At 54.7% G+C, this 21,635-nt stretch carries 27 protein-coding genes; 6 read left to right on the forward strand and 21 right to left on the reverse strand.

Annotated elements, in window-relative coordinates:
• A complete protein-coding gene (locus C3432_RS27365) occupies positions 1-624 on the reverse strand; it encodes a hypothetical protein (protein WP_146050902.1) in 624 nt (207 codons plus the stop codon).
• A 50-nt stretch (positions 625-674) separates the two neighbouring features.
• On the opposite strand from C3432_RS27365, the gene C3432_RS01970 reads away from it, so the two are divergent.
• From C3432_RS01970 to C3432_RS01995, 6 genes are all read left to right on the forward strand, one after another.
• A complete protein-coding gene (locus C3432_RS01970; protein ID WP_103775014.1) occupies positions 675-1,982 on the forward strand; it encodes a PrgH/EprH family type III secretion apparatus protein in 1,308 nt (435 codons plus the stop codon).
• A gap of 22 nt (positions 1,983-2,004) precedes the next feature.
• Positions 2,005-2,283 (forward strand): type III secretion system needle filament subunit SctF, encoded by a 279-nt coding sequence (gene sctF / locus C3432_RS01975; RefSeq protein ID WP_103775015.1) that lies wholly within the window; start codon positions 2,005-2,007, stop codon positions 2,281-2,283.
• 15 nt (positions 2,284-2,298) lie between these two features.
• Positions 2,299-2,619, forward strand: coding sequence for a type III secretion system inner rod subunit SctI (gene sctI / locus C3432_RS01980; RefSeq protein ID WP_103775016.1), 321 nt, complete (start codon positions 2,299-2,301; stop codon positions 2,617-2,619).
• Positions 2,616-3,353, forward strand: a complete 738-nt coding sequence (sctJ, locus tag C3432_RS01985; protein WP_103775017.1) for a type III secretion system inner membrane ring lipoprotein SctJ — start codon at positions 2,616-2,618, stop codon at positions 3,351-3,353. Before sctI ends, sctJ begins: the two co-directional genes overlap by 4 nt.
• Before the next feature lie 94 nt (positions 3,354-3,447).
• Positions 3,448-4,038, forward strand: a complete 591-nt coding sequence (locus tag C3432_RS01990; protein ID WP_146050903.1) for a hypothetical protein — start codon at positions 3,448-3,450, stop codon at positions 4,036-4,038.
• The gene (locus tag C3432_RS01995) at positions 4,031-4,720 is read left to right on the forward strand and encodes a hypothetical protein (protein ID WP_103775019.1); all 690 of its coding nucleotides are present in this window, start codon (positions 4,031-4,033) and stop codon (positions 4,718-4,720) included. Before C3432_RS01990 ends, C3432_RS01995 begins: the two co-directional genes overlap by 8 nt.
• 194 nt (positions 4,721-4,914) lie before the next feature.
• Here the strand turns inward: C3432_RS01995 and cobT are convergent, their stop codons facing one another.
• The 20 genes from cobT to C3432_RS02095 are packed head-to-tail and all read right to left on the reverse strand — an operon-like array spanning position 4,915 to position 21,410.
• Positions 4,915-5,979 (reverse strand): nicotinate-nucleotide--dimethylbenzimidazole phosphoribosyltransferase, encoded by a 1,065-nt coding sequence (gene cobT / locus C3432_RS02000; RefSeq protein WP_103775020.1) that lies wholly within the window; start codon positions 5,977-5,979, stop codon positions 4,915-4,917.
• A 25-nt stretch (positions 5,980-6,004) separates the two neighbouring features.
• Entirely contained in the window at positions 6,005-6,748 is a 744-nt protein-coding gene (gene cobS, locus C3432_RS02005; protein WP_103775021.1) for an adenosylcobinamide-GDP ribazoletransferase, read from the reverse strand.
• Positions 6,745-7,290 carry a bifunctional adenosylcobinamide kinase/adenosylcobinamide-phosphate guanylyltransferase gene (gene cobU, locus C3432_RS02010; RefSeq protein ID WP_103775022.1) on the reverse strand — a complete coding sequence of 182 codons (546 nt, stop codon included), beginning with the start codon at positions 7,288-7,290 and terminating at the stop codon, positions 6,745-6,747. Before cobU ends, cobS begins: the two co-directional genes overlap by 4 nt.
• Positions 7,287-8,807, reverse strand: coding sequence for a cobyric acid synthase (locus C3432_RS02015; RefSeq protein ID WP_103775023.1), 1,521 nt, complete (start codon positions 8,805-8,807; stop codon positions 7,287-7,289). Before C3432_RS02015 ends, cobU begins: the two co-directional genes overlap by 4 nt.
• Entirely contained in the window at positions 8,804-9,619 is an 816-nt protein-coding gene (locus tag C3432_RS02020; protein WP_103775024.1) for an energy-coupling factor ABC transporter ATP-binding protein, read from the reverse strand. Before C3432_RS02020 ends, C3432_RS02015 begins: the two co-directional genes overlap by 4 nt.
• 11 nt (positions 9,620-9,630) lie before the next feature.
• Positions 9,631-10,308, reverse strand: coding sequence for an energy-coupling factor ABC transporter transmembrane protein (locus C3432_RS02025; protein ID WP_103775025.1), 678 nt, complete (start codon positions 10,306-10,308; stop codon positions 9,631-9,633).
• Positions 10,295-10,576, reverse strand: a complete 282-nt coding sequence (locus C3432_RS02030; RefSeq protein ID WP_103775026.1) for an energy-coupling factor ABC transporter substrate-binding protein — start codon at positions 10,574-10,576, stop codon at positions 10,295-10,297. The genes C3432_RS02025 and C3432_RS02030 overlap by 14 nt, the downstream gene beginning before the upstream one ends.
• Position 10,577: 1 nt before the next feature.
• The gene (gene cbiM, locus C3432_RS02035; RefSeq protein WP_103775027.1) at positions 10,578-11,315 is read right to left on the reverse strand and encodes a cobalt ECF transporter S component CbiM; all 738 of its coding nucleotides are present in this window, start codon (positions 11,313-11,315) and stop codon (positions 10,578-10,580) included.
• Positions 11,312-12,025 (reverse strand): cobalt-factor II C(20)-methyltransferase, encoded by a 714-nt coding sequence (locus C3432_RS02040; RefSeq protein WP_103775028.1) that lies wholly within the window; start codon positions 12,023-12,025, stop codon positions 11,312-11,314. The genes cbiM and C3432_RS02040 overlap by 4 nt, the downstream gene beginning before the upstream one ends.
• Positions 12,022-12,816 (reverse strand): sirohydrochlorin cobaltochelatase, encoded by a 795-nt coding sequence (gene cbiK, locus C3432_RS02045; protein ID WP_103775029.1) that lies wholly within the window; start codon positions 12,814-12,816, stop codon positions 12,022-12,024. Before cbiK ends, C3432_RS02040 begins: the two co-directional genes overlap by 4 nt.
• Before the next feature lie 10 nt (positions 12,817-12,826).
• Complete coding sequence (locus C3432_RS02050) at positions 12,827-13,612, reverse strand: cobalt-precorrin-6A reductase (protein ID WP_103775030.1); 786 nt, start codon at positions 13,610-13,612, stop codon at positions 12,827-12,829.
• On the reverse strand, positions 13,609-14,334 hold the full coding sequence (locus C3432_RS02055) for a precorrin-3B C(17)-methyltransferase (protein WP_103775031.1): 726 nt from the start codon (positions 14,332-14,334) through the stop codon (positions 13,609-13,611). The genes C3432_RS02050 and C3432_RS02055 overlap by 4 nt, the downstream gene beginning before the upstream one ends.
• Positions 14,334-15,389, reverse strand: a complete 1,056-nt coding sequence (cbiG, locus tag C3432_RS02060) for a cobalt-precorrin 5A hydrolase (protein ID WP_103775032.1) — start codon at positions 15,387-15,389, stop codon at positions 14,334-14,336. The genes C3432_RS02055 and cbiG overlap by 1 nt, the downstream gene beginning before the upstream one ends.
• Entirely contained in the window at positions 15,370-16,143 is a 774-nt protein-coding gene (locus tag C3432_RS02065; protein WP_103775033.1) for a cobalt-precorrin-4 methyltransferase, read from the reverse strand. The genes cbiG and C3432_RS02065 overlap by 20 nt, the downstream gene beginning before the upstream one ends.
• Positions 16,136-16,705 (reverse strand): decarboxylating cobalt-precorrin-6B (C(15))-methyltransferase, encoded by a 570-nt coding sequence (locus C3432_RS02070; RefSeq protein WP_103775034.1) that lies wholly within the window; start codon positions 16,703-16,705, stop codon positions 16,136-16,138. The genes C3432_RS02065 and C3432_RS02070 overlap by 8 nt, the downstream gene beginning before the upstream one ends.
• The gene (locus C3432_RS02075) at positions 16,695-17,300 is read right to left on the reverse strand and encodes a cobalt-precorrin-7 (C(5))-methyltransferase (protein WP_103775035.1); all 606 of its coding nucleotides are present in this window, start codon (positions 17,298-17,300) and stop codon (positions 16,695-16,697) included. The genes C3432_RS02070 and C3432_RS02075 overlap by 11 nt, the downstream gene beginning before the upstream one ends.
• Complete coding sequence (gene cbiD, locus C3432_RS02080) at positions 17,294-18,433, reverse strand: cobalt-precorrin-5B (C(1))-methyltransferase CbiD (RefSeq protein ID WP_103775036.1); 1,140 nt, start codon at positions 18,431-18,433, stop codon at positions 17,294-17,296. The genes C3432_RS02075 and cbiD overlap by 7 nt, the downstream gene beginning before the upstream one ends.
• Entirely contained in the window at positions 18,430-19,062 is a 633-nt protein-coding gene (locus C3432_RS02085; protein WP_103775037.1) for a cobalt-precorrin-8 methylmutase, read from the reverse strand. Before C3432_RS02085 ends, cbiD begins: the two co-directional genes overlap by 4 nt.
• Positions 19,063-19,074: 12 nt before the next feature.
• On the reverse strand, positions 19,075-20,034 hold the full coding sequence (cbiB, locus tag C3432_RS02090; RefSeq protein WP_103775038.1) for an adenosylcobinamide-phosphate synthase CbiB: 960 nt from the start codon (positions 20,032-20,034) through the stop codon (positions 19,075-19,077).
• Positions 20,031-21,410: a cobyrinate a,c-diamide synthase gene (locus C3432_RS02095; protein WP_103775039.1), complete on the reverse strand. Its 1,380-nt coding sequence runs from the start codon at positions 21,408-21,410 to the stop codon at positions 20,031-20,033. The genes cbiB and C3432_RS02095 overlap by 4 nt, the downstream gene beginning before the upstream one ends.
• Positions 21,411-21,635: the final 225 nt, after the last annotated feature.

The following is a 21,635-nucleotide window of genomic DNA, read 5'->3' on the forward strand; positions in this document are numbered from 1 at the left end:
TTACACTCCTTTGCTGGAAACACTTATGCTGCCAGTGTCTCTATCTTTACCAGCATAAAACTCTCCGGCGCATATTTTCATATAAGCCGCCAGATCGGCGTCCGTAGACTGGTAGGACACTTGTTGCTTATCAGCATTGAAACTGACGCTTAAATTATCACTCTTCTCAACCGCGATGGCATATTGCGTTACGCAGGCGCTCATTTTTTTCTTTAATGCTTTCAGTTGAGGCTTAGCCAACTCAGACGAGGTACCGGAAGACAGCGTCCCTTCAGTTTGCGGCTCGGTGTTATAATGCGTAACACAGCTACTTAACAGAAATGCTAATGAAGTAACTGTCAACGCACGCCCTAAAAAGGTTACTGCTGTTTTGATTACATACATGTTGTCATCCCTGCATCGTTTCGCGACATCCTGCCACGTCAGTGTTTCCGGCGCTCTCATCCAATGATTTCGCGGCGTATTTGTGCGCTGATAATATTTTATTCGTACATAAGGATCTCTAAATAAACTTTTATTAACTCGACCTGTACCAGTGGCTAAACTTGCGCTTTCATTGCGGTCATTACGGCGCGAATCGTTCTCGATGCAATACGCCAGCGGATCACGATAGTAGCGTAGCATATTGCTATTCCTGATATTTTGGACGACGTGGCACAGGTCATATTTAACTTATGCAACAAGATATTGTTTTAAAGATCCTTTCCGGGCCGATGTTTGGTGTTGACGTCGAACTGCCGGATGATAATGTTCATCTCTTTTTTTGCGATAGTGACGCCATTGAACAAAGCAATGCCGGAAGCGTTTATCAATACGCGATAAATACGCTGCTGATCCCCTGCGCTAAAGGGGCTAATGAAAAAATTCTTTTACGCCTGAGCAAACAAGAAAGTGACGATCACACTGATGGCGTTACGGAAGCGACAGCGCAGCGGATACCGCCCGAAGACCTTCAGACAGAGGCAGCAGTCAGTGAAATCGCCGCAGATGACGACAGCGATATCGTCGGTGAAAACAGCAAACTGAATGCTGATAGCCAGCGTGTCGATATCATCCCGGTGCCCCTGAACCAACCGGTAAATATTGGTCATGCGGTAATTGCCCTGAAGCCGGCTTGCGAAGAGTGGAGCAAAGAAGTCACACAATATTATTACCCTGTATCTGCGCAGAATAATGATGCCCAGGCGCAGGTTATACCGGTTCCGGTAGCAGAACAAAAACGGCGGTTTGCATTCAAATATGCGTTCGGTGGTCTGATTTGTCTGGCTGGCGCAGCGGTGCTGTTTGCACTTTTTACACCGAATAAAGTAGGGACGCTCAAAGAGACGCTCAGCCCAATCAACCCGGGCATCAGTCAGCATAAAAGTGGCAAAATCTATGTTCTGACCCAGACTCAGCCGGAAGCAGTATGGGCAGAAAAAGCTTTACGCAAAAGTAATCTGTCGGCCAGCAATATCAATGTTATTGCAGAAACCGTTGAGCTGGCGCGAATGAAACGCATACTTTCAGAACACGTTATTCCCTTTTTTAATGTGAAATACAACGCGTCGACATTTACGCTCAACCTGCAACTGAGCCAGGAGCGCAGCGCCGGCAGGCAGCACATTGATAAAACAGTTCGGGATTTACTGATTAAAGAGTTCCCCTATCTGACGACGATTAATATACAGCGCATTTCTGATAATGAAGTTCTCGCAAATGCGGCGGAGCGCCTGAAATCAATGGGGCTTTATAGTCAGAAAGACATTGCGGCAAATCATGTCACCTTCAGCATAAGTGGCGAAGTGGACGATGTGCAGCTGGGTACTTTACGCCGTCAGGTGAATGAATTTTACGATCAATATGGCGACCAGTATGTAAAATTTGTCGTCAATTTAAATGAAGATCCGCTACGCAACCGGACATTTAAAACCGGTGTCGATAGCTATGTGGTTATCCCTGGTAACCATTGGTTATATTCAGATATTTTTACAACCCGTTAATATAAAGAGTGAGGTATTCATTATGGCAGTAACAAAAACTCCCGTCATTACGCCAGTTGATGGTGGCGAAAACAACCGTTATATCGAGCAGACGTCCAACAACTTTGAAAAGGGCGTTGTCTCCCTTCAGGAAAAACTGACCAATGCGCTGACCGCCCTGCAGGCAGACGCTTCCGACCCGAAATTACTGGCAGATTATCAGTCGGCGCTTTCGGCTTATACGCTCTTCCGTAATGCTCAGTCAAACGTAGTAAAAGCGTTCCGTGATATTGATCAGGCGATTATCGCTAACTATAAATAATCTCTGGAGCTAACTATGTCATTCAGCCAAATAAATGCTATCGGGAGTCTGGATCGATATTCTGCCGACACTCGAATAGCAGAGGCGGAATTTCCCAGTGTTTCAATTGTTTCCCTGGAAGATCGATTCAAAGAGGCGATTTCAAATCAGGCGGTGACAAATCAGTTTACACGGGACAAAATTTATTCTGCTCTCAATGATCCTAATGTCACCAGCGATCCGGCAAAACTGGCTTACTGGCAACAGCAACTTTCTGTCTATACACTGGACATCAACTTATGTAGCACGCTGGCAAGAAAAGGTGTTGCTGCGATTGAAACTTTGGTTAAGACATGATCAGAAAGCTGTATCCCAGAGTTTTTCTCATTCTTTGCCTGTTCATATTAAGTGGATGTGATTCGGAGCTGGTATCAAACATCTCCGAACGCCAGGCGAATGAGATCATTGCGCTTCTTGAGCAAAACAACATAGATGCGCAAAAAATTAAAGGCGATAAAGGCGTTTTTTCCGTCCGCGTTGACAAAGGTTATATGAGCGATTCGATAGAATTGCTCAATACCTATAATTTGCCATCCGCTGACCATGTTGAAATTGCCGGACAGTTCCCTTCAGACTCGATGGTATCAACCCCATTAGGAGAGAAAGTACGCCTGATTTCAGCGATAGAACAAAGACTGGGACAGACGATTCAGGAGCTGGATAACATTACTACCTCCAGAGTTCATCTCAGTTATCCGCTCAAGGGAGACTCTGATGAAAGTCTGATACCGCCATCGGCATCCGTGCTGCTTATCTATAAAAATGCCATCAACGAGGCAGAGTATATTGATAAAATTAAACGGCTGATTAAAAACAGCCTGAGCACGATTCAATATGAAGATATTTCCGTTGTTATCTTTAAGAAAGGTGATGCTATCAGGCCCAGTAAAGCAGCGCAATCAACGCCAGAATGGGTATTTGCTGTGGCGGGGTTGTTAGCTGTTTCTGTCTGCGTATTTTTTGCTTTGTTTTTATTCCGCCAAAGAAAAACAATCGCGCACGCCAAAGACAGTGACGGTAAACCAGCGTGACTGGGCATAAAAGTCTATTTTCTCTGCATTAAGAACCTGGTCCCGTCAGGCCTGCTGGACCAGGTTCTGAAAGCCTGACCCATCAGGCTCTAAGTTGATATCTGATAAGGGACTCATCATGCGCCACTACACAACGTTGATTGATATTATCTATAATCCAGCCAGCTATTGCGATAATAGCTGGCTGGATTTTCCCGGCAATCCTGCCGCAGATATCAACGCCTTACCTGCTTATTTAAAAAATCATTTGCTCCTGGCTCATTCAGAGCGACGCGCGCTGCCGGAAAACGCGACAGAAGAGACGCAGCCTGTCACTCTTTTCATTCAGAACTGGAACAAAATACAGCGTGCCGCTTATATGACAGGCCTGAAGCTGTTTTCTGCCCATATCCTTAACGCCCCTTTGTACATGAGAAAATTGACGCATAAAGAGAGAGCATTTCTTTGTCTGCCGCTCTCCTTTTCAGTCCCCGTGAGCAATTACGTCCAGACTGAACTCAGCGATGAGCATATCACTCAGGCAGGGGCCAATTTTATTTACTCCCTCGCCGCAGAGGTACTACCGTCCATTTTAATTGAGCGGTTACCGCTAATTTTCCCTTCATCATTTAGCTTTGAAAAAGTGTCATGTGGAAACCCTTACAGGTCGCTTTCGGCATTAAAATGGGCTTTTGATTATGCTTAAAAAAATTACCGTCAGGAATATTCCGGGTGTCAGTGCCGGAAAAATCATTAAGAACAGAGATATCATCAGCTATCAGACATTTAATCAGATCTACGATCACGCTCAGCGCCATGCCCGCACAACCATACGGGATGCGGAAGCTGTCGCTAACGATCTTCACAGTCGCGCATGGACGGAAGGTTATGTCTCAGGTATGACGTTTGCGATTCAGGATCTGGCAAAGTTTGTTCATGACCATGAAAATAACAAGAATCATCTTATTACCAGCGCGCTGGAAACCGTAACGGTCAAGCTGAAAGAATTCTTCGATCATGAAGAATCGATTTGCCAGTTGTTGAATGTTCTGGTCGAACGCCTGACAAAAGAACTTCAGGATCCCGGCAGGGTTATCGTCACGGTTCCGGAAAAATTGCACCCGCACAGTCACAAAGTTAAGCATATATTTGATAATGCCGGGCTTGCTGCTGAAATAAAAAAATCCCCGCACGCGACTATTGTGGTTGAGTATGGTAAAGAGATCTGGACTTATGACCTGAACCAGGTTGCAGATAATCTGGCGCGCACGGCGATAAAAAAAGCATTAGACTCCAGCCAGCTTAATGAAGAGTGTGTCGTGAGCAGTCTCGATGCGCTACAAAACATACGCGATACCCTGGATTCTTACCTGAGCAGCTCAAGATAGTCAGTCTGTCGTAAACGGGATACGCATACCATCACGTCAGGGCTTCCCCGGCTTGATGGTTATTCCGAACCTGTGTCCAGGCTATCTGCACCGCCAACGCAAGCGGAAAGCGCGTTGCACAGATAGTGCGACTTGCGCTTTTTGCGGCGAGCATCGCAGAAAGGAACCCCGCCAGTCAGCGGGGTTGAGGCAGGTCAAACTTCCTTACCGTCCGGCAGTACGATGTTGCTGGCGGCTAATTGCCCCATATTGTGATACATCGCGCAGGCAGCTTCGACAACTGGCATGGCCAGTGCGGCGCCGCTGCCTTCCCCCAGACGCATCCCCATGTTGAGGTAAGGGTCCAGTTCCAGATGCGCCAGCGCAATCTTCGCGCCCTTTTCTGCCGAGAAATGCGAAGGGATCAGGTATGGTTTGATTTCTGGTGCAATCTGGCACGCCGCCAGCGCGGCGGAATATGAGAGGAAGCCATCCAGCAGCACCGGTAATCCACATGAAGCGGCCCCTAATAACACGCCCGCCATTCCCACCAGATCAAATCCACCGACTTTCGCCAACACGTCAACACCGTCATGCGGATTGGGCTGATTCACCGCGATAGCCCTGCGCACCACATCCACCTTATTGCCAACACGAGAAAGCGGCAGATTCGCGCCAATACCGACCACGTCCCCGGCATCGCTCCCGGTCAGCACGCTGACGATTGCCGCCGCTGGCGTGGTGTTTGCCATGCCCAGCTCCCCAACGCCAAACAGCGTAACTCCGCTCTGCGCCAGTTCACGAGTATAGCGAATGACTTCCAGCAACAGCTCTTCTGCCTGGGTACGGCTCATGGCCGGACCGGTGGCAATATTTCCACAGCCGCGGGCCACGCGCATATTCACGACGCCAGGAACAGGATCGGCATCGATACCGACGTCAATCACATGCACTTTTGCTCCGGCCTGCGCGGCAAGAACGCAGACCCCCGTCGTACCGCGGGTCATATTCGCCACCTGAATAGCGGTGACTACCTTAGGCGAAACCGCAACCCCTTCATCCCAGACGCCGTGATCGGCGCACATCACCAGCATCGCTTTCTTGCCAACGTGCGGCTGCCCGTTAAGACCCGGCATCCCCGCCAGTTGAACGGCAAGCGCCTCCAGCCTTCCAAGACTTCCCGGTGGTTTTAATAAGCCATCGATATGTTGCTGTGCACGAGCCATCGCCCCACCGTCCATCGGCGGAATTTCGCGGAGTAAAGAGGTTAACGTCTGCATAAGGGTTCTCATTATGTTGGCTGACTCAAAGCAGAGCCAGCAGGAATATCAACTCGCCAAGTTCTATTGCCGCACCCAGCGTGTCGCCGGTTTGCCCACCTAATGTGCGTTTTAACAATTGCCCAAGAATAAAAATCACCGCCAGGGTGACTACCATCGCCGCCACACCATGCATGCCAGGCAACAATACCGCCGCCAGAATTGCCGCAAGGCCCAGCGTAAAGCAGGTTTGTTTGCCGTTGACATGACCAATAAACACGTTACCCAGACCCTCTTCGCGGGCATAACGATGTCGATACATCAACAGAACAGCGGTACCCCGACTCACGGCACACGCGGCTGCCAGCGCAGCCAGCATCGGCGTGCCGCGTAATGCCAGCTCACTGATAACCAGCACCTTTGCCAGCAGCACGAAAATCAGCGCCAGTCCACCGTGGGTGCCCAGACGACTGTCGCGCATAATCTCCAGCATGCGCTCCCGGCTACGGGCAGAAAACACGCCATCGCAGGTATCCGCCAGACCGTCGAGATGAAATCCTCCTGTCATCAGCGCCAGCGCTAAAACAGTGAACAATGCCGCCAGCGGGAGGCCGCACCAGGAATGGAAAATCATAAACACCAGCCCGCCCAGCGAGCCAAGCAGCAGCCCAATGACAGGAAAGGTGATAATACCGCGTGAATACTGTTCAAAATCCAGCCCCTGGGACCAGCGATGGGGAATGGGCAAACGCGTGATAAAAGAGAGCATCGCCCAGAACAACTGACTCATTTAATTTTGACTCCAATACCCGATACCACCAGCCAGACCTCGTCTGCCGCCGCCGCCAGACGCTGATTCACGCGTCCGGCGATATCCCGGAAATGCCGCGCAAGGCGATTTTCCGGCACTATGCCCATCCCCACCTCATTGGTCACCAGCACCACCGTTGCCGGGCAGCGCTGACAGGCCGCAATCAACGTGCGGATCTCACCCTCAATCGCCTTTTCCATTGCCGCGTAATCCCAGCTATCCGGGTCACTGTCGCCGCCAGACGCAAACAGCAGGTTAGTGACCATCGTCGTGATGCACTCCAGCAAAATGGCTTCTTCTGGGTGATTATCTGCCGTTATCAGCTCATCAAGATGCTGCCAGCGCTCGGCGGTACGCCAGTGCGCGGGACGACCATCGCGGTGATGCTGAATTCTTGCAGCCATCTCTTCATCAAAAATCTGTGAAGTGGCGATGTACAGCACCTGCGGCGCATCAGCGATCAGCGCCTCAGCATGACGGCTCTTACCGCTGCGAGCGCCGCCGGTAACCAGAATCATCATACGGGCTCCCGGTACTGCTGCATGATGGTATAAATTTTCTCAATATCGATGTGTTGCCGCATCGCATCCGCCAGCAGATCAAACTGCTGCAATTTATATTGCGCGTAATGAAAATCAGAATCCAGCGGCGTCAGTCCCTTACGAACACGCAGCCCGTTCACCAACGCACGCGTAAACTCATCGCTGTCGAACAGACCGTGAAGGTAGGTTCCAAACGCCAGGCCATCCGCCGTCACCGCGCCATCGGCAATGCTCTCTCCATTTTTCTGCAGCTGCATCACTGACTGGCAATCCTCGCCCGGCGTCGTTTCCCCCATATGGATTTCATAACCCCGGACCGGCAGCCCTGAAGCAGCAGAGAGCCATGCGGGCAATGCAGAGGACATTACGGCATTAACCTGGGTGGTGGTTTTGGACTGCGCGAAATGGGTCACGATACTGAGCAGCCCAAGTCCCGGCTGCGTACCCAGCCCCGACTCCACTTCATCGATAATGGTGTCGCCCAGCATCTGATACCCCCCGCAGATCCCCACGATCGGTACATTCTGCCGGTGGGCCTGCAATACGGCGTGAGCCATCCCGCTTTCACGCAGCCAGACCAGATCGCCCAGCGTATTTTTGCTGCCCGGCAGGATCACCAGATCGGCGTCGGCCAGCTCCTGTGGATGACGGACATAGCGTACGCGGACGTCCGGCTGCGCCGCCAGCGCGTTAAAATCGGTGAAATTGGAGATGTGCGGGATCTGCACCACCGCAATCGTGATGTCGCGCTTCTCTGTGCGCAGGTATTTCCCTTTTTGCAGCGCCACGCCATCTTCATCTTCGAGATCCACATCCAGCCACGGCATCACACCCAGCACCGGTACGCCGGTCAGATTTTCAATCTGCTCAATGCCGGAGTAAAGCAGCGCCACGTCACCGCGGAATTTGTTGATGATCACCCCTTTCACCCGCGCCCGTTCGCTGTCGTGCAGAAGCGCCAGCGTGCCGTAGATAGACGCAAAAACGCCCCCTCTGTCGATATCCGCCACCAGGATCACCGGGCATTGCGCCATTTCGGCCATCCCCATATTGACGATATCGCGATCGCGCAGGTTAATCTCCGCCGGGCTGCCCGCACCTTCGAGGACCAGCACATCGTGTTCCTCGGCCAGACTGTTATAGACCTTCAGGATCTGCTCACGCAGCTGCGGCTTATACTCGTGATAGCTGACGGCATCCATATCGGTCGCCACCTGTCCCATCAGCACCACCTGGGCTTTGCGGTCGCTGGTCGGTTTCAGCAGCACCGGATTCATCCGCACATCCGGCGTAATTCCCGCCGCTTCAGCCTGGAAAATCTGCGCCCGCCCCATCTCTTTACCCTCCGGCGTGATGCCCGAATTGAGCGCCATATTCTGCGACTTAAACGGTGCCGTCCGCAGGCCATCCTGATAAAAAATGCGGCACAGTCCCGCCACCAGCATGCTCTTGCCGACGTCAGACGCCGTTCCCTGCAACATAATCGCCTGCGTCATGAGATCTCCTTTATTGCTTCATTTCTCATACAACTGAAAAATTCATTTTCTGTTTTACATAACGGCAGACCCAGCTGCACGTGCAGTTTCACCAGCCAGGGCTGAGTCAATCCGGCCTCTTCAATCAGTTCAGTACGGGTAAAGACCTCGCCCGGCGAGCCATGCGCCAGCACTTCTCCATGACGCAGAACATAAACAGCATCGCTGACTTCATAAATCAGATCGATATCGTGGCTGGAGATCACCACGTGGTTCCCCTGCGCTACAATTCGCCTGATGATCTCAATCATCTGCGCGCGCCCTGAAGGATCCAGCCCCGCCGTGGGTTCATCGAGCAACAGGTATTTCGCCCGCAGTACCAGCGCCCCCGCAATGGCCACCCGTTTTTTTTGCCCGTGACTTAAGCACTGGATTGGCTGCTGGCGAAAATGTTGCGCATCGACCAGCGTCAGCGCATCGTCCACGCGCCGGGCAATCTCATCCTCCGCCACGCCTAAATTACGCAGACTGAAAGCAATATCACTGTCGATATCGGTATAAAAGATTTGCTGATCGGGATCCTGAAACACCGTCGCCACCTGCTGGCGTAGCGCCAGCAGGCCGCGCTTACTGTAATCCAACGGTTTTCCCTGCCACAGAACCGCGCCCTGCTGCGGGCGCAGCAATCCACTCAAATTCATGAACAGGGTGGATTTTCCACAGCCGTTGGCTCCCACAAGTCCGGTGACGGCATAAGGGGTGAAATCCAGCGTCAACCCTTTGAGTACCTGCGCATCCTGATAACGAAACCAGAGATTGGTGGTGGCAAGCATGGTGCAATTCCTTAGAGGTGAAAATCACCCTGATACAGTTTGATATCCAACGTGGTGACCATCTGCTGATAGCGAATAAGCACCCGGGTAAAAAGTAATCCAACCAACATCGCCAGAGAGCGGTAACTTTTTGGCAGGCTACGATAACCAAAACGCAGCGTCTGCGCGCGATGAATAGCCAGCGCTTCATCCAGCAGAATAAAAATAAAACGCCAGGTGAGCAGGATCTGCTCGGTCAGCAGTCGCGGCACGTGCGCCCGTTTAAGCAGCACAATCAGCTGCGGAAACGGTAAATTCAGCACCAGCCAGAACGTCGCCGCCAGCGCGGCAAGGCTGCGCCAGAAGGTTTCATTGGCGGTGACCCATCCTGAAGAGGAAATGCCCAGCCAGTAATGACCTATCGGGAAGCTCGCCACCAGGGTGTGCGGGTCGCGGCTTATGCTGAAGAGAATGGTCAACACCCCCACCAGCAGAAAGCCAACCGGCAACGCCATCCAGCGACACCAGCGTAAAAAAGAAATACGCAGCAGCCAGCAGGTTAGCGTTGCGGTAAAAGCCAGCTCAATGCCCTGCCCTGTCGGGGGCAGGGTAAACGCCAGGATCATCAGCAGCAGCCAGAACAGAAATTTGCGCTCCGGGGCGACGTGAAACCAGCGGCTCTGGTAGCTAAGCCTGTCAAGCCCGGTCATCACGGCGTTGTCTGCCTTTGGTATAGCCAAGAATATAGAAAATTACCGCCGCGCCAAATGAACCCTGCAAGGTAAACAGCAGGCTTTCAATTTCACCACTGGCGGGTTCGTACAGCGGCTGGAACCACGGTTCATAATGAGGCGCTACCACCTGAATTTGGCTTTCCGCCTCACCATCCGAACCACCAAACTCGCCACCGTGATCGATAAAGAACGGCAGGATCACCAGGGCTATTACCATCGCGAGCAGCATCAGCGTCTTTTTCATCTTAGTGTCCTTGTGCGGTTATCAGCTGGCGTTTGGTCAGTTGATCGTAAATCATCACGGTTAACAGTCCCTCAGCAATAGCAATCGGAATCTGTGTCAGACAGAAAATGCCCATAAATTTGACGATGGATCCCATCATGCCCGTTCCGGGATCCGGGAAGGCGATCCCCAGCTGCACAGAGGTCACAAAGTAGGTGACCAGATCCGCCAGCATGGCACAAAGGAAAACCCCGACATCACGGCGGATCCCCGCACGGCAGGCCATTTTCCACACCATATAGCCGACAACCGGTCCGATTACCGCCATCGACATACCGTTAGCGCCCAGGGTGGTTAAGCCTCCGTGCGCCAGCAGCAAGGCCTGAAACAGCAGGACAACCGCGCCGAGGATCGCGACGACACCAGGCCCAAACAAAATCACCGCCAGCCCGACCCCGGTCGGATGCGAGCAGCTTCCGGTCACAGACGGAATCTTCAGTGCCGACAGCACGAAAATAAACGCCCCGCACAGTGCCAGCAGCACCTTCTGATGGTTATCTTCCTGCACAATGCAGCGAAGGCGCACCAGCCCGTACCACAAGCACGGTAAAAAGAGCAGCCACCATGCCAGCGCCCACATCGGCGGTAAAAAACCTTCCATGATGTGCATCGCAAACGCCTGCTCCGGAACGACCATCAGCAATAGCGCCGCGGCCAGGCCACTGAAAGACAGCTTTTTCAGCTGTTGTTCGAGCTTCATTGTGCATACTCCCACTGTTTGTTGACCAGAATGGTCGAGAAATAAGGCAACGGCAGATCGTCGCTAACCTCGTTCAGATGCCGCCAGCACTGCTCGCCGGGGAGCGTCGCTTCTGACATCATCAGCGCGCAGCCCAGTAAACCGGCCTGTTCCAGTAACGCTTTGATGCGCGTAAACCGGCCATAGACCTTCATCAGCACCAGGCTGTCGTGATGTTTTAGCGCCTGTGCAATCTCAGCTTCCGGCGCAGTACAGGAGATCACCGCCAGCGACTGCTGTTCCATCGCCAGCGGCGTTTTTGAACGTGCGGCAATGGCGGCAAAAGAGGTTACTCCGGGAACGATCTCCAGCCATTGCGGATTGCCGATACGCTGAAGCAAGAACACCCAGGTGCTGAACAGCATGGCGTCGCCGAGCGTGATAAATCCCACCTGCTTACCGGCCTCAACCTCGCTGACCAGCGCAGCGGCCACTTCGTCCCAGACCGCTTTTTTTTCAGCGCTGTCGGCGCTCATCGGAAAATGACAGCAGCGAACGTCTGTTTGTTCGCCAACATATTCACGCACGATAGAGAGCGCCAGGCTATCCCCTCCTTTCCGCCCTGCCGGGGCGTAAAGAATATCCAGCGAACCGAGGATCCGCGAGGCGCGGACGGTAATCAGATCGGCCGCCCCCGGTCCGGTACTCAGGGCATACAGTTTGCCGCTCATGCCGCTTCCTCCATCGCCATGCTCAGCGCCTGCTGCAAATGGGCGACAAACATGGCGCGCACCGCCGGATTTTCCCCCAGCCCACTCAGCCACGGCGTCGCAGAGATCCCCGCGGCGTTGAACAAGGTTTTCCAGGAGTCCTCCTCATCCGAGGCCATGTCATTGATGGCGTGATCGCCCGCCACCAGCATCAACGGCATCAGATGTACGGCGGTGATGCCCTCCTTCCAGAGGCTTTCAATCAGGACATCGACCTCCGGGTAGCTCTCCACCGCGCCAACGCGAGCCGGAAAACCCTGCGCCATCATCATATGATCAAGGCAGGCATAGGCCGCAAAGGCGTGATGGCTGGCGCCGTGGCCCATAAACACCACTTTTTCCGTTGCCGCAAGCGTCGGCATCTGCTGTTGCAATGCCAGCATCAACTGCGCGTAATCATCGTGACTGCTCAGTAGCGGTGCACCCAGCGTCAGGCGGGTGAACAGCGGTCGCATACTCTGCACTTCGCGGACGATTTTTTCATATTCATCGCCGTTAATAATGTGCAGAGACTGAATCGCCACATCCTGATATCCCTGCTCTGCAAGCTTTTGCAGCGCCTGTAGCGGTGTATCAATCTCAATGCCGTCGCGCTGTTTAAGCTTGCGAATGATCATCCCGGAGGTAAATGCCCGAAACAGCCTGCGATCGGGGCAACTTGCCGCCAGTTCACGCTCGCAGGCCACAATGTTCTTCTCGCAGGTATCGTGATAGCTGGTGCCAAAGCTGACCACCAGAAGCGCCTTTTTCATCTCTGACTCCTTAAGCAGCGGCCTGCCAGCGTGCTAAACGCTCGGCAAATGCGGCCTGACTTTCCAGTAACTCTTCTCCCGTCACCAACGGCGCCGGGCGTGTAATCACGATGCAGGGGATGCCTGCATCCAGACAGGGTTGGACCTTTTCCTGATAACCGCCTTCCGCACCGGAAGCTTTGGTAATCATCACGTCAGCCCGACACTGACGATAAAACGCGGCATTAAACGCAGCGCTGAATGGCCCGCACATCGCGAAGATCTGTCCGACGCCAAGGCCAAGCCCGGCACACTGTTCAATCACATCGGGTACAGGCAGCACGCGGGCAAGCAGCGTTTTCTCCGGCAGCCCCGCGCACCAGCGCGGCAGATCCTTACTGCCAGTGGTCAGCAGCACGCGCTCGCCGAACTGCCTGGCGACGTCGCAGGCCGCTTCAATTCCCGGCACCTTATAGAGCAACGGATGCGTCAGTCCGCTGAGCTGTTCGGGGCGCTGATAGCGGCTTAGCAACACGCCTGTCGCTTCGCAGGCCATCATGATGTTGCGACTCACCACTTCGGCGTACGGATGCGAAGCGTCAATGATCCAGCGTGTCCTGTTCTCCCGTAGCCAGGTAACCATCTGCTCCTGCTCCATGCGGCCACAGCGCACCTGCCCTTTAATATCGCCAGCCAGCCGCAGCCCGGTCGGGGTCGCCACCGACAGGGTATAGGCCACATTTGCCGCGTCCAGCTGCTGGCAAAGCGCGCGGGCATCGCTGGTGCCGCCCATGACCAGCACGTCGCCCTCATTCACAGCACGTAACCCCGAGGGGTGATCATCAGACCATCCTGCACGTAGGTGGCTTTGTTGCCGACGATCACCAGGCTGGTCATATCCACCGGTTCAAAATCCATTTCACCCAGCGTGGTCAGCCATTTTTCCTGTTTTTTCCGACCGGCCGACTTCACGACGCCCACTGGCGTTTGTGCGAGTTTACTGGCGGAGAGTAGTTCAAAAGCTCGTGCCAGATGGCCTTCACGACCCCGGCTGCGCGGGTTATAGAAGCAGATCACAAAGTCCGCTTCCCCGGCGGCGAGGATGCGTTTTTCAATAACCGGCCACGGCGTCAGCAGATCGCTCAGGCTGATGTGGCAGAAATCGTGCATCAGCGGCGCACCGAGCAGAGACGCCGCAGCAATACTGGCGGTCATGCCGGGAATCAGTCGAACTTCAACGTCCAGCTTCTGTTTGCTGACCAGTTCCAGCACCAGCCCCGCCATGCCATAAATACCGGCATCACCGCTGCTGATAAGCGCCACGTTATGCCCGGCCTGCGCCAGTTCAATAGCCGCGTGACAACGTTCAATCTCTTTACACATGCCGGTTTTGATCACCTGCTTGTCGCCGGTAAAGGCTTTCACCAGATGGGTATAGGTTTTGTAACCAACCACGATTTCTGCCGCCTGCAGCGCCTCTACGGCTTCCATGGTCATCATGGCCTGCGAGCCTGGGCCAATTCCAATTACGGTTAACATCAGTGTGAAACTCCCAAAGTAATAGTGACGCCCTGCTCACGCAGGGTTTCGCCTGATAGTTGCCCATGACTCAGCAGCCAGGCTGCCGGACCGGAGACGCTCCCAACCCCAACCGTCTTGCGGACAAACGATGACGTGGGGAAACGATGTTCGTGCTCGCGCAGCACGTCAGCGGTAAAGGTTTCAAACGGTACGCGCCAGCAGGAGGCAAGCTGGATCAACCCCTCTTCGTCTTTTTTCAGCGAGACGCTACCGATCGCCTTCAACGCCAGCGGATCGAACCGCTGGGCTTCAAGCTGACGCGCAAGCAGCGCAGCCAGTAACGGGAACGGGGTATCGCGTCGGCAGCCAATTCCCGCCACCACGCGCTGGGGCACCAGCTTCCAGTGCCGGACCGGAATTTCAGGTAATTCATTGCGCAGCGTAATACACACCAGCGCGTCCAGTTCGGGAAGCTGTTGCAGATCGGTCACGGTAATAAATCCCCGTCGATCGCAATGGCTGACATCTTCTGTCAACGCCTCATCCCACCACAGACCCACCCGCTGCTGGCTTACCAGCATCTGGTTGACGATTTTTACCGCCGTGCGGAAGTCGGTCATTCGGGCATTCAACTGGAATGCGAGGGTATCCAGCGCCGCCATCTCATTAACGTCAGTGGCGGTGGTGATCACCGGATCGGCTCCCAGCATCCCCGCCAGATAGCGGGTCAATGCGTTCGCACCGCCGGCATGACCAGAGAGCAAACTGATGACATGCTGACCACGTTCATCAATGACCACGACCGCCGGATCGCTGAATTTGTCATTAACCAGAGGAGCCAGCACGCGCACGGCAATCCCGGTGGCGCCAATAAAAATCAGCGCGGAATAGGTCGCGAATGCCTCGCGGGCTGCCCGGGCAAATCCACCGTCAAACGACGTGAAACCCTCTTCCAGCAGTTTTTCACTGGTAAAACAGGTTAACGGCAGCATCGCCGACAGACGCTTCGCAAGCTGCACGCCGCCGGGAGTCAGACAAAACAAAGCTATGGATTCAGGCTTTACGGTATTCATGGCTAAAGTCCGCCGCATAGAGTTTTGAGTAGTGATACTCATCCCCAAGGAAATTCCCGACCAGAATGAGCGCTGTTTTACGGATCCCCGCGTCGCGCACCTTGTCGCCAATATCGGCAAGCGTGCCGCGCACGGTCTGACTTTCAGGCCAGGTCGCTTTATAGATAACGGCCACTGGCGTGGTTACCGGATAGCCGCCTTCGATCAGCCGTTCCGCCACCCGATGAATGCGCTGAACAGAAAGGTAAATCGCCATAGATGTCTGATGGCTGGCGAACGACTCCAGTTGCTCACGCTCCGGCACCGGCGTACGACCTTCGAGGCGGGTAATAATCAGACTCTGAGAGACTTCAGGAACGGTATACTCGACCCCAAGCTCCGCCGCTGCGCCAAGGAAGGCGCTGACGCCAGGGACCACCTGCCAGGCGATTCCGCGTTTGGTCAACTCCTCGCCCTGCTCACGTACGGAACCGTAGAGTGAAACGTCCCCCGTTTGCAGACGCACAACCGTTTTTCCGGCTTTGACTCCTGCTTCCATCAGGGAGAGGATCTGCTCCAGATGCAGTTCCGCACTGTCGTGGCACTCCGCCCCTTCCGGGCAATACTCCAGCAGTTCGGTGTTGATCAGCGAACCGGCATAAATAACCACCTGCGCCTGTTGCAACAACCGGTAACCCTTGAGGGTAATCAGCTCACGGTCACCAGGACCTGCGCCGACAAACCACACGCTACGGGGATCAAACGTCTCAGACATGGTGTTCTTCCTTCTGACAGGCAATAACAAAAACGGGATTGTTCGGTTTGAAGTAGTGGCCGGTGCCAAGCGTGGCGAAGGTTGATATCTGCATTTGCAAACAATCCACCCCCGCTACGCCAGCCTGCTCCAGGTGGGCCAGCGCGGTATTCAGGTTTTCCAGTAAGATAAAGGTCATCACCAGACGACCGCCGGGGTGTAACTGGCGCATGGACCAGTCGATCAGCTCGTTAAGATGACCGCCGCTGCCGCCCATGAATACCGCATCGGCTTTTTCAGTCATCATCATCGGCGCAACGCCCGGCAGAATGTCGATGTTGCTACAGGCAAAATGTTGACGGTTTTCATCGAGCAATCGCAACGCCGCAGGATTACGCTCAATTGCCGTCACGTGCAAAGAGGGAAACTGCAGCGCGGCTTCAATCGACACGCTCCCGGTACCGGCCCCAACGTCAATCAGATGACTGGCACGGTGCAGCTCAAGTTTTGAGAGGACAAGCGCACGCACCGCCTCTTTGGTCATAGGGACTTTCTCACCGCGCAAAAAAAGCTCATCTTTCATCGAGGATCACCACTGCGTTCATCTCATATTCGGCACCGACCTCACTGACGGGCAGCCAGTGGAGTCGTTCGTTTTCCATCGCCAGGTTTTCGCCTATCACCATCCAGCGATATCCTTTTCCGCGCGCGACCAACTGCGCGGCGATCTCTTTCGGTCCACACTGGCCGTCAGTGACCATCGCCACTTTGTTATGGCGCGCCAGTTCATCAAAATTAACGCTGCGCCCGTGGCTGCTGGTGAGCCACATCTCGTTCATATCGATTCCCGCCTGCGCGCACAGATACTGCACCGCGCTGATCCCAGGAATGATACGTACGCGCTCAAGCCCAAAATGCGCCACCATCCGCGTGCCAATGCCGTAAAACAGCGGATCGCCGGAGGCCACAATCACCACGTTTTTATCCTGCCGGGATTCAATCCACGCCAGCAGTTCAGGAATGTTGGCGCCAAGAGCAAATTTCTCGCCGCAAAATGCCGGAAACTGCGCCAGATGGCGTTTACCGCCCACCAGCGCATCCGCGTTCTCAACGGCATCGCGTGCGGCGGGCGTCATCAGGTGCAAGCCCGCAGGTCCCATTCCGACGACCGTTAACATTGCATCTCCCGGACGATCGCTTCGAGCGGGCGATTGCTCCCCAGCACCTGGTTATCGAAAGAGAACATGATGGCGTCGCAGGTCGGCGGATTTTTGGTAAAGCGCAGCATCTGCATGACGCGCTGGCAGATACGCTCCGCAAGATGGTCGTAGATATGCTGAAAACCGTATGCGTCGATATGCTCCATTGCCGCTTCGGTGGTATCGCAGTCGCTGACTAAGGCCAGTAATTCCAACGGCGCACCGAGCAGCGCCAGATGTGCCACCAGCGTTTCCATGCGCGCATCGGCAATATGGCTGTGAGTATGAAAAATCCCGGCGGCAATTTTGATGAGTTTGCCCGGATGCCCCACCAGTACAACCTGGCGATAACCCATGCGCACCGCTTCTTCAATCATGTAACCGACGAAATTACTCATGGTGACGACAGCATCGCTCCCGATGCCCATCTGTTCGCGAACAAAACGTTCGCCATGATTCCCCGGCACCAGCACCACCCGCTCCAGCCCGGCGGCGCGTTTAATCTCAAGCTCCAGAGAGAGCGAACGCTTCCAGCTCTCCTCTGACATCGGCGTCACAATACCGGTTGTGCCGATAATCGAAATCCCGCCCAGAATGCCGAGGCGTGAGTTATAGGTTTTCTGCGCTCGCACCTCACCTTCAGGGGCAAAGATTTCAATGTCAGCCCCTCGCGCAGGACCTATCGCCTCACGGACGGCGGATTCGATGGTGTGACGGGGGGTACGGTTGATGGCCGCGCTGCCGACGGGCAGCCCAATTCCTTTACGCGTAACGGTGCCCACGCCTTCACCACCCAGTAGCGCTATTTCACCGCTGTCATTAAGCGTCACGCGGGCAAAAATCAACATACCGTGCGTGGCGTCGACATCGTCGCCACCATCTTTACGGATGGCGGCGATGGCCTGCTGCCCTTCGATATGCGGCGACTCAACGTTCAGGCACAGCGTGACGCCGGAAGGCGTCACAATGGAAACCTGATGGATGAGATGCTGGCGTAGCACCATCAGCGCGGCGACTTTGGCCGCCGCAGTGGCGCAGGAGCCGGTGGTGTAGCCTTTACGCAACGCTTTCCCGTTATGCCATACCGGGGCATCGAAGGTCTGATCGCTCATCGTGCCCCCTGCAGGTGATAAAGCATGGCGTTAACAATCGCCGCCGCCACGTTGCTACCGCCTTTGCGCCCACGTGCCGCGATGGCGGGCAAATTGCTGTGCGTCAGCGCCTCTTTCGATTCCTCCGCCCCTACAAACCCCACCGGCACGCCCACCACACCGTTGACGGCAACATCATGCTCAAGCAGGCGGAACAGCGCCGTTGGTGCATTGCCAAAGACAAACACCTTCTCACTTTCTTCCGTCACCGCGATGTCCACCGCCGCCATCGACCGGGTGATGCCCTGCGCTTTCGCTTGCGCCACCACCCGCGGATCGCTGATGTAGCAGCGACATTCGCCGCCAAATTTGGCCAACAGCGTTTTGTTGATCCCGGAAAGCGCCATCGTGGTATCGGTATAGATAACGGAGGGGCGGCTCAGCGCCAGACAAAGCTTTTCCAGCACATCGTCGGAAAACCAGAGAATATCCAGCCAGTCAAAATCAGCGGTGGTATGAATCACTCGCTTGATAATCGCTTCATGCAGCGGACTGACGAACTGATACTCCGGGCGCGTTTCACGAACGATCTCGCCAATGATGTCGAAACTTATGGCTTCAATCGCCTGGGGTTGCTGGATGTATTGCATTATCTTTTGTCCTCAGGCCAGCCCCACCATCAGCCAGCGCACAGCAATAAACAGCGCCAGAGCCAGGGTGGAAGCGACCCACATCAGTCGAATCGTTTGAGAAATGTCATCTACAGAAATCGTGCGCTGCGCATCGCCAATCCAGGGTTTTTCCACGCGCTCGCCAAAATAGTCGTTAGGTCCGCCAAGGCGAATGCCTAACGCACCGGCAACGGAAGCCTCTGCCCAGGCGCAGTTCGGACTGCTGTGGTTGTAGCGGTCGCGCCAGCCAACATGCAGCGCCCGGAAACCCTCTTTGCGACACAAAAACGCGGCGGCGCTCAGCAATAACCAACTGAGACGTGCAGGAATGTAGTTCGCCACATCGTCCAGGCGAGCGCTGACCATGCCAATCGCCCGGTATTTTTCATGTTTGTAGCCAACCATTGAATCGAGGGTGTTAACGGCTTTATATGCCATCGCCAGCGGGGCGCCACCCAGCATGAGGAAAAACAGCGGCGCAATGATGCCATCGACGGTGTTCTCCGCGACGGTTTCCACCACCGCCCGGTTAATCTGTTCGGGCTGAAGTTGCGAGGTATCGCGACCCACTATCCAGGAGAGTTTTTCACGGCTCTCATCGAGGGAACCTGCGCGCAGCGGCCGCTCAACCTCCTGTGCCGCTTTCGCCAGGCAGCGTCCGGCCAGCACGGTGAAGATCATCCAGACTTCAACCGCCCAGCCCAGCCACGGATGAATCATCCCCGCCAACGCCAGAACGCCCCATGCGACGATCCAGGTCATCCCCACCACCACCAGCCACATCACGCCGCCGCCAATACGTAGCGCTTGCTCGCTATGGCAGTAGCGACGAACAACGCGCTGCACGGCATTGATAAGATGACCCATCCAGCGTACCGGGTGGGGCCAGGTTTGCGGGTCGCCGATAATGAAATCGAGCAGCCAGGCGACACACCATGCAAGCAGAGTCATAACGCCTCCTTTGCCGCCGCCAGCCAGCGATTTAACATCCGGGGACGCTGTACAAAATGAACGTGCAGATAGCTGGCGAAGGTATTGCCAACCTGCCAGCCGCCGGACCACTCCTGTAGCGTAAGTCCATCTCTTACTTTACGGCACGCCAGTACCGCTGGCGTTTCGGGGGTAAAATCAGAGTAGTGGAATTCATGTCCGCGCAGCACTTCCCCCGTATCCGCCAGCAGCGTTGGCTGGCAAGCCTGCGCTTCACAGTAACCAAAACGGGTCAGTCGTTTACCCATTTTGCTGTGACCGGGAATGATATTTACCATGCGATGCGTTTCACCCTCGGCATCTTCAAGCGAGCTACCGAGATACATCAGCCCGCCACACTCCGCGTAAATCGCCACGCCGCGCTGATGCGCCGCGCGCAGGCTTGCCAGCATCGTCGTGTTTTGCGCCAGCATTGACGCATGCAGTTCCGGGTAACCGCCGCCTAACCACACCATCTGGCAGTCAGGTAATTGACGATCGCGCAGCGGGCTAAAACGAACAATATCAATGCCAGTTCGCGCCAGCAGCGCAACGTTATCCGGATAATAGAAGTTGAACGCTTCGTCATCCGCCAGTGCCAACGTCAGACCTTTACCCGCTTCTTTTTCCGGTAATTCTGGCCATGTTCCGCGCGGGAGAGTCTGCAACCGACTCAACGCCAGCAGCCGATCGATATCCAGCGTACGCTCAAGGGTTGCGGCAAAATCCTGCCAGGGTTGCGCCTTCACAACAGATTCGCGGGCGGTGACCAGCCCCAGATGGCGCTCAGGCAGAGAAACACCCTCGGTGCGTGGAACATAGCCGAGCACGGGAACCAGGCAGTATTGTTCGATAGCGGTTTTGAGAAGCTGAAAATGTGATTCGCTGTTGACGCGATTAACTATCACGCCTGCAATATTCAGAGAGGGATCAAAATGCTGAAACCCCATTACCGTGGCGGCAATCGAGGTGGAAACGGCTTTCCCATCAACCAACAGGATCACCGGACAGCCGAGCTGTTTTGCCATCGCGGCGGTGCTGCAATAATTCGGATCGGTGCCGTAGCCGTCATACAGCCCCATCACACCTTCGATAACCGCAATATCCGCCTGCTGCATCAGTTCGCAAAACAGCGCATTGAGTATCGGTTCTGCAAGCATGAAGCTGTCGAGATTACGGGAGGCGGTACCGCTGACTGCCGTATGCCAGCCAGTATCGAGATAGTCAGGTCCGACTTTGCACGGTTGAACGTGTAAGCCACGCTGCTTTAACAGACTCAGCAAGCCCAGTGTTACCGTGGTTTTACCACAGCCGCTTCCGGTACCTGCCAGAACAAACGCGTACTGCTTTGCCGCCATGACCCTGATCCTGTTCAGGGTGGTAGGGTATATACTCGTCATATTCAGGTTGCTGGCGCGTTGGCTTTGTTACCCGCCCCATCTGCGGGCCTCTGCAAGCAGCGGCTCCCCCCACTCACCTGACTTCAGTACACTCCTGGGGTCACTGCTTTGCCGCCTTTGCGCAACTCAAATTATTCAGAGTATAGATGCATGAACATGCATCAAAACAACCCACTTCCCACC

The sequence above is a fragment of the Citrobacter amalonaticus genome, from assembly GCF_002918555.1.
Taxonomy (GTDB): Bacteria; Pseudomonadota; Gammaproteobacteria; order Enterobacterales; family Enterobacteriaceae; genus Citrobacter_C; species Citrobacter_C amalonaticus_A.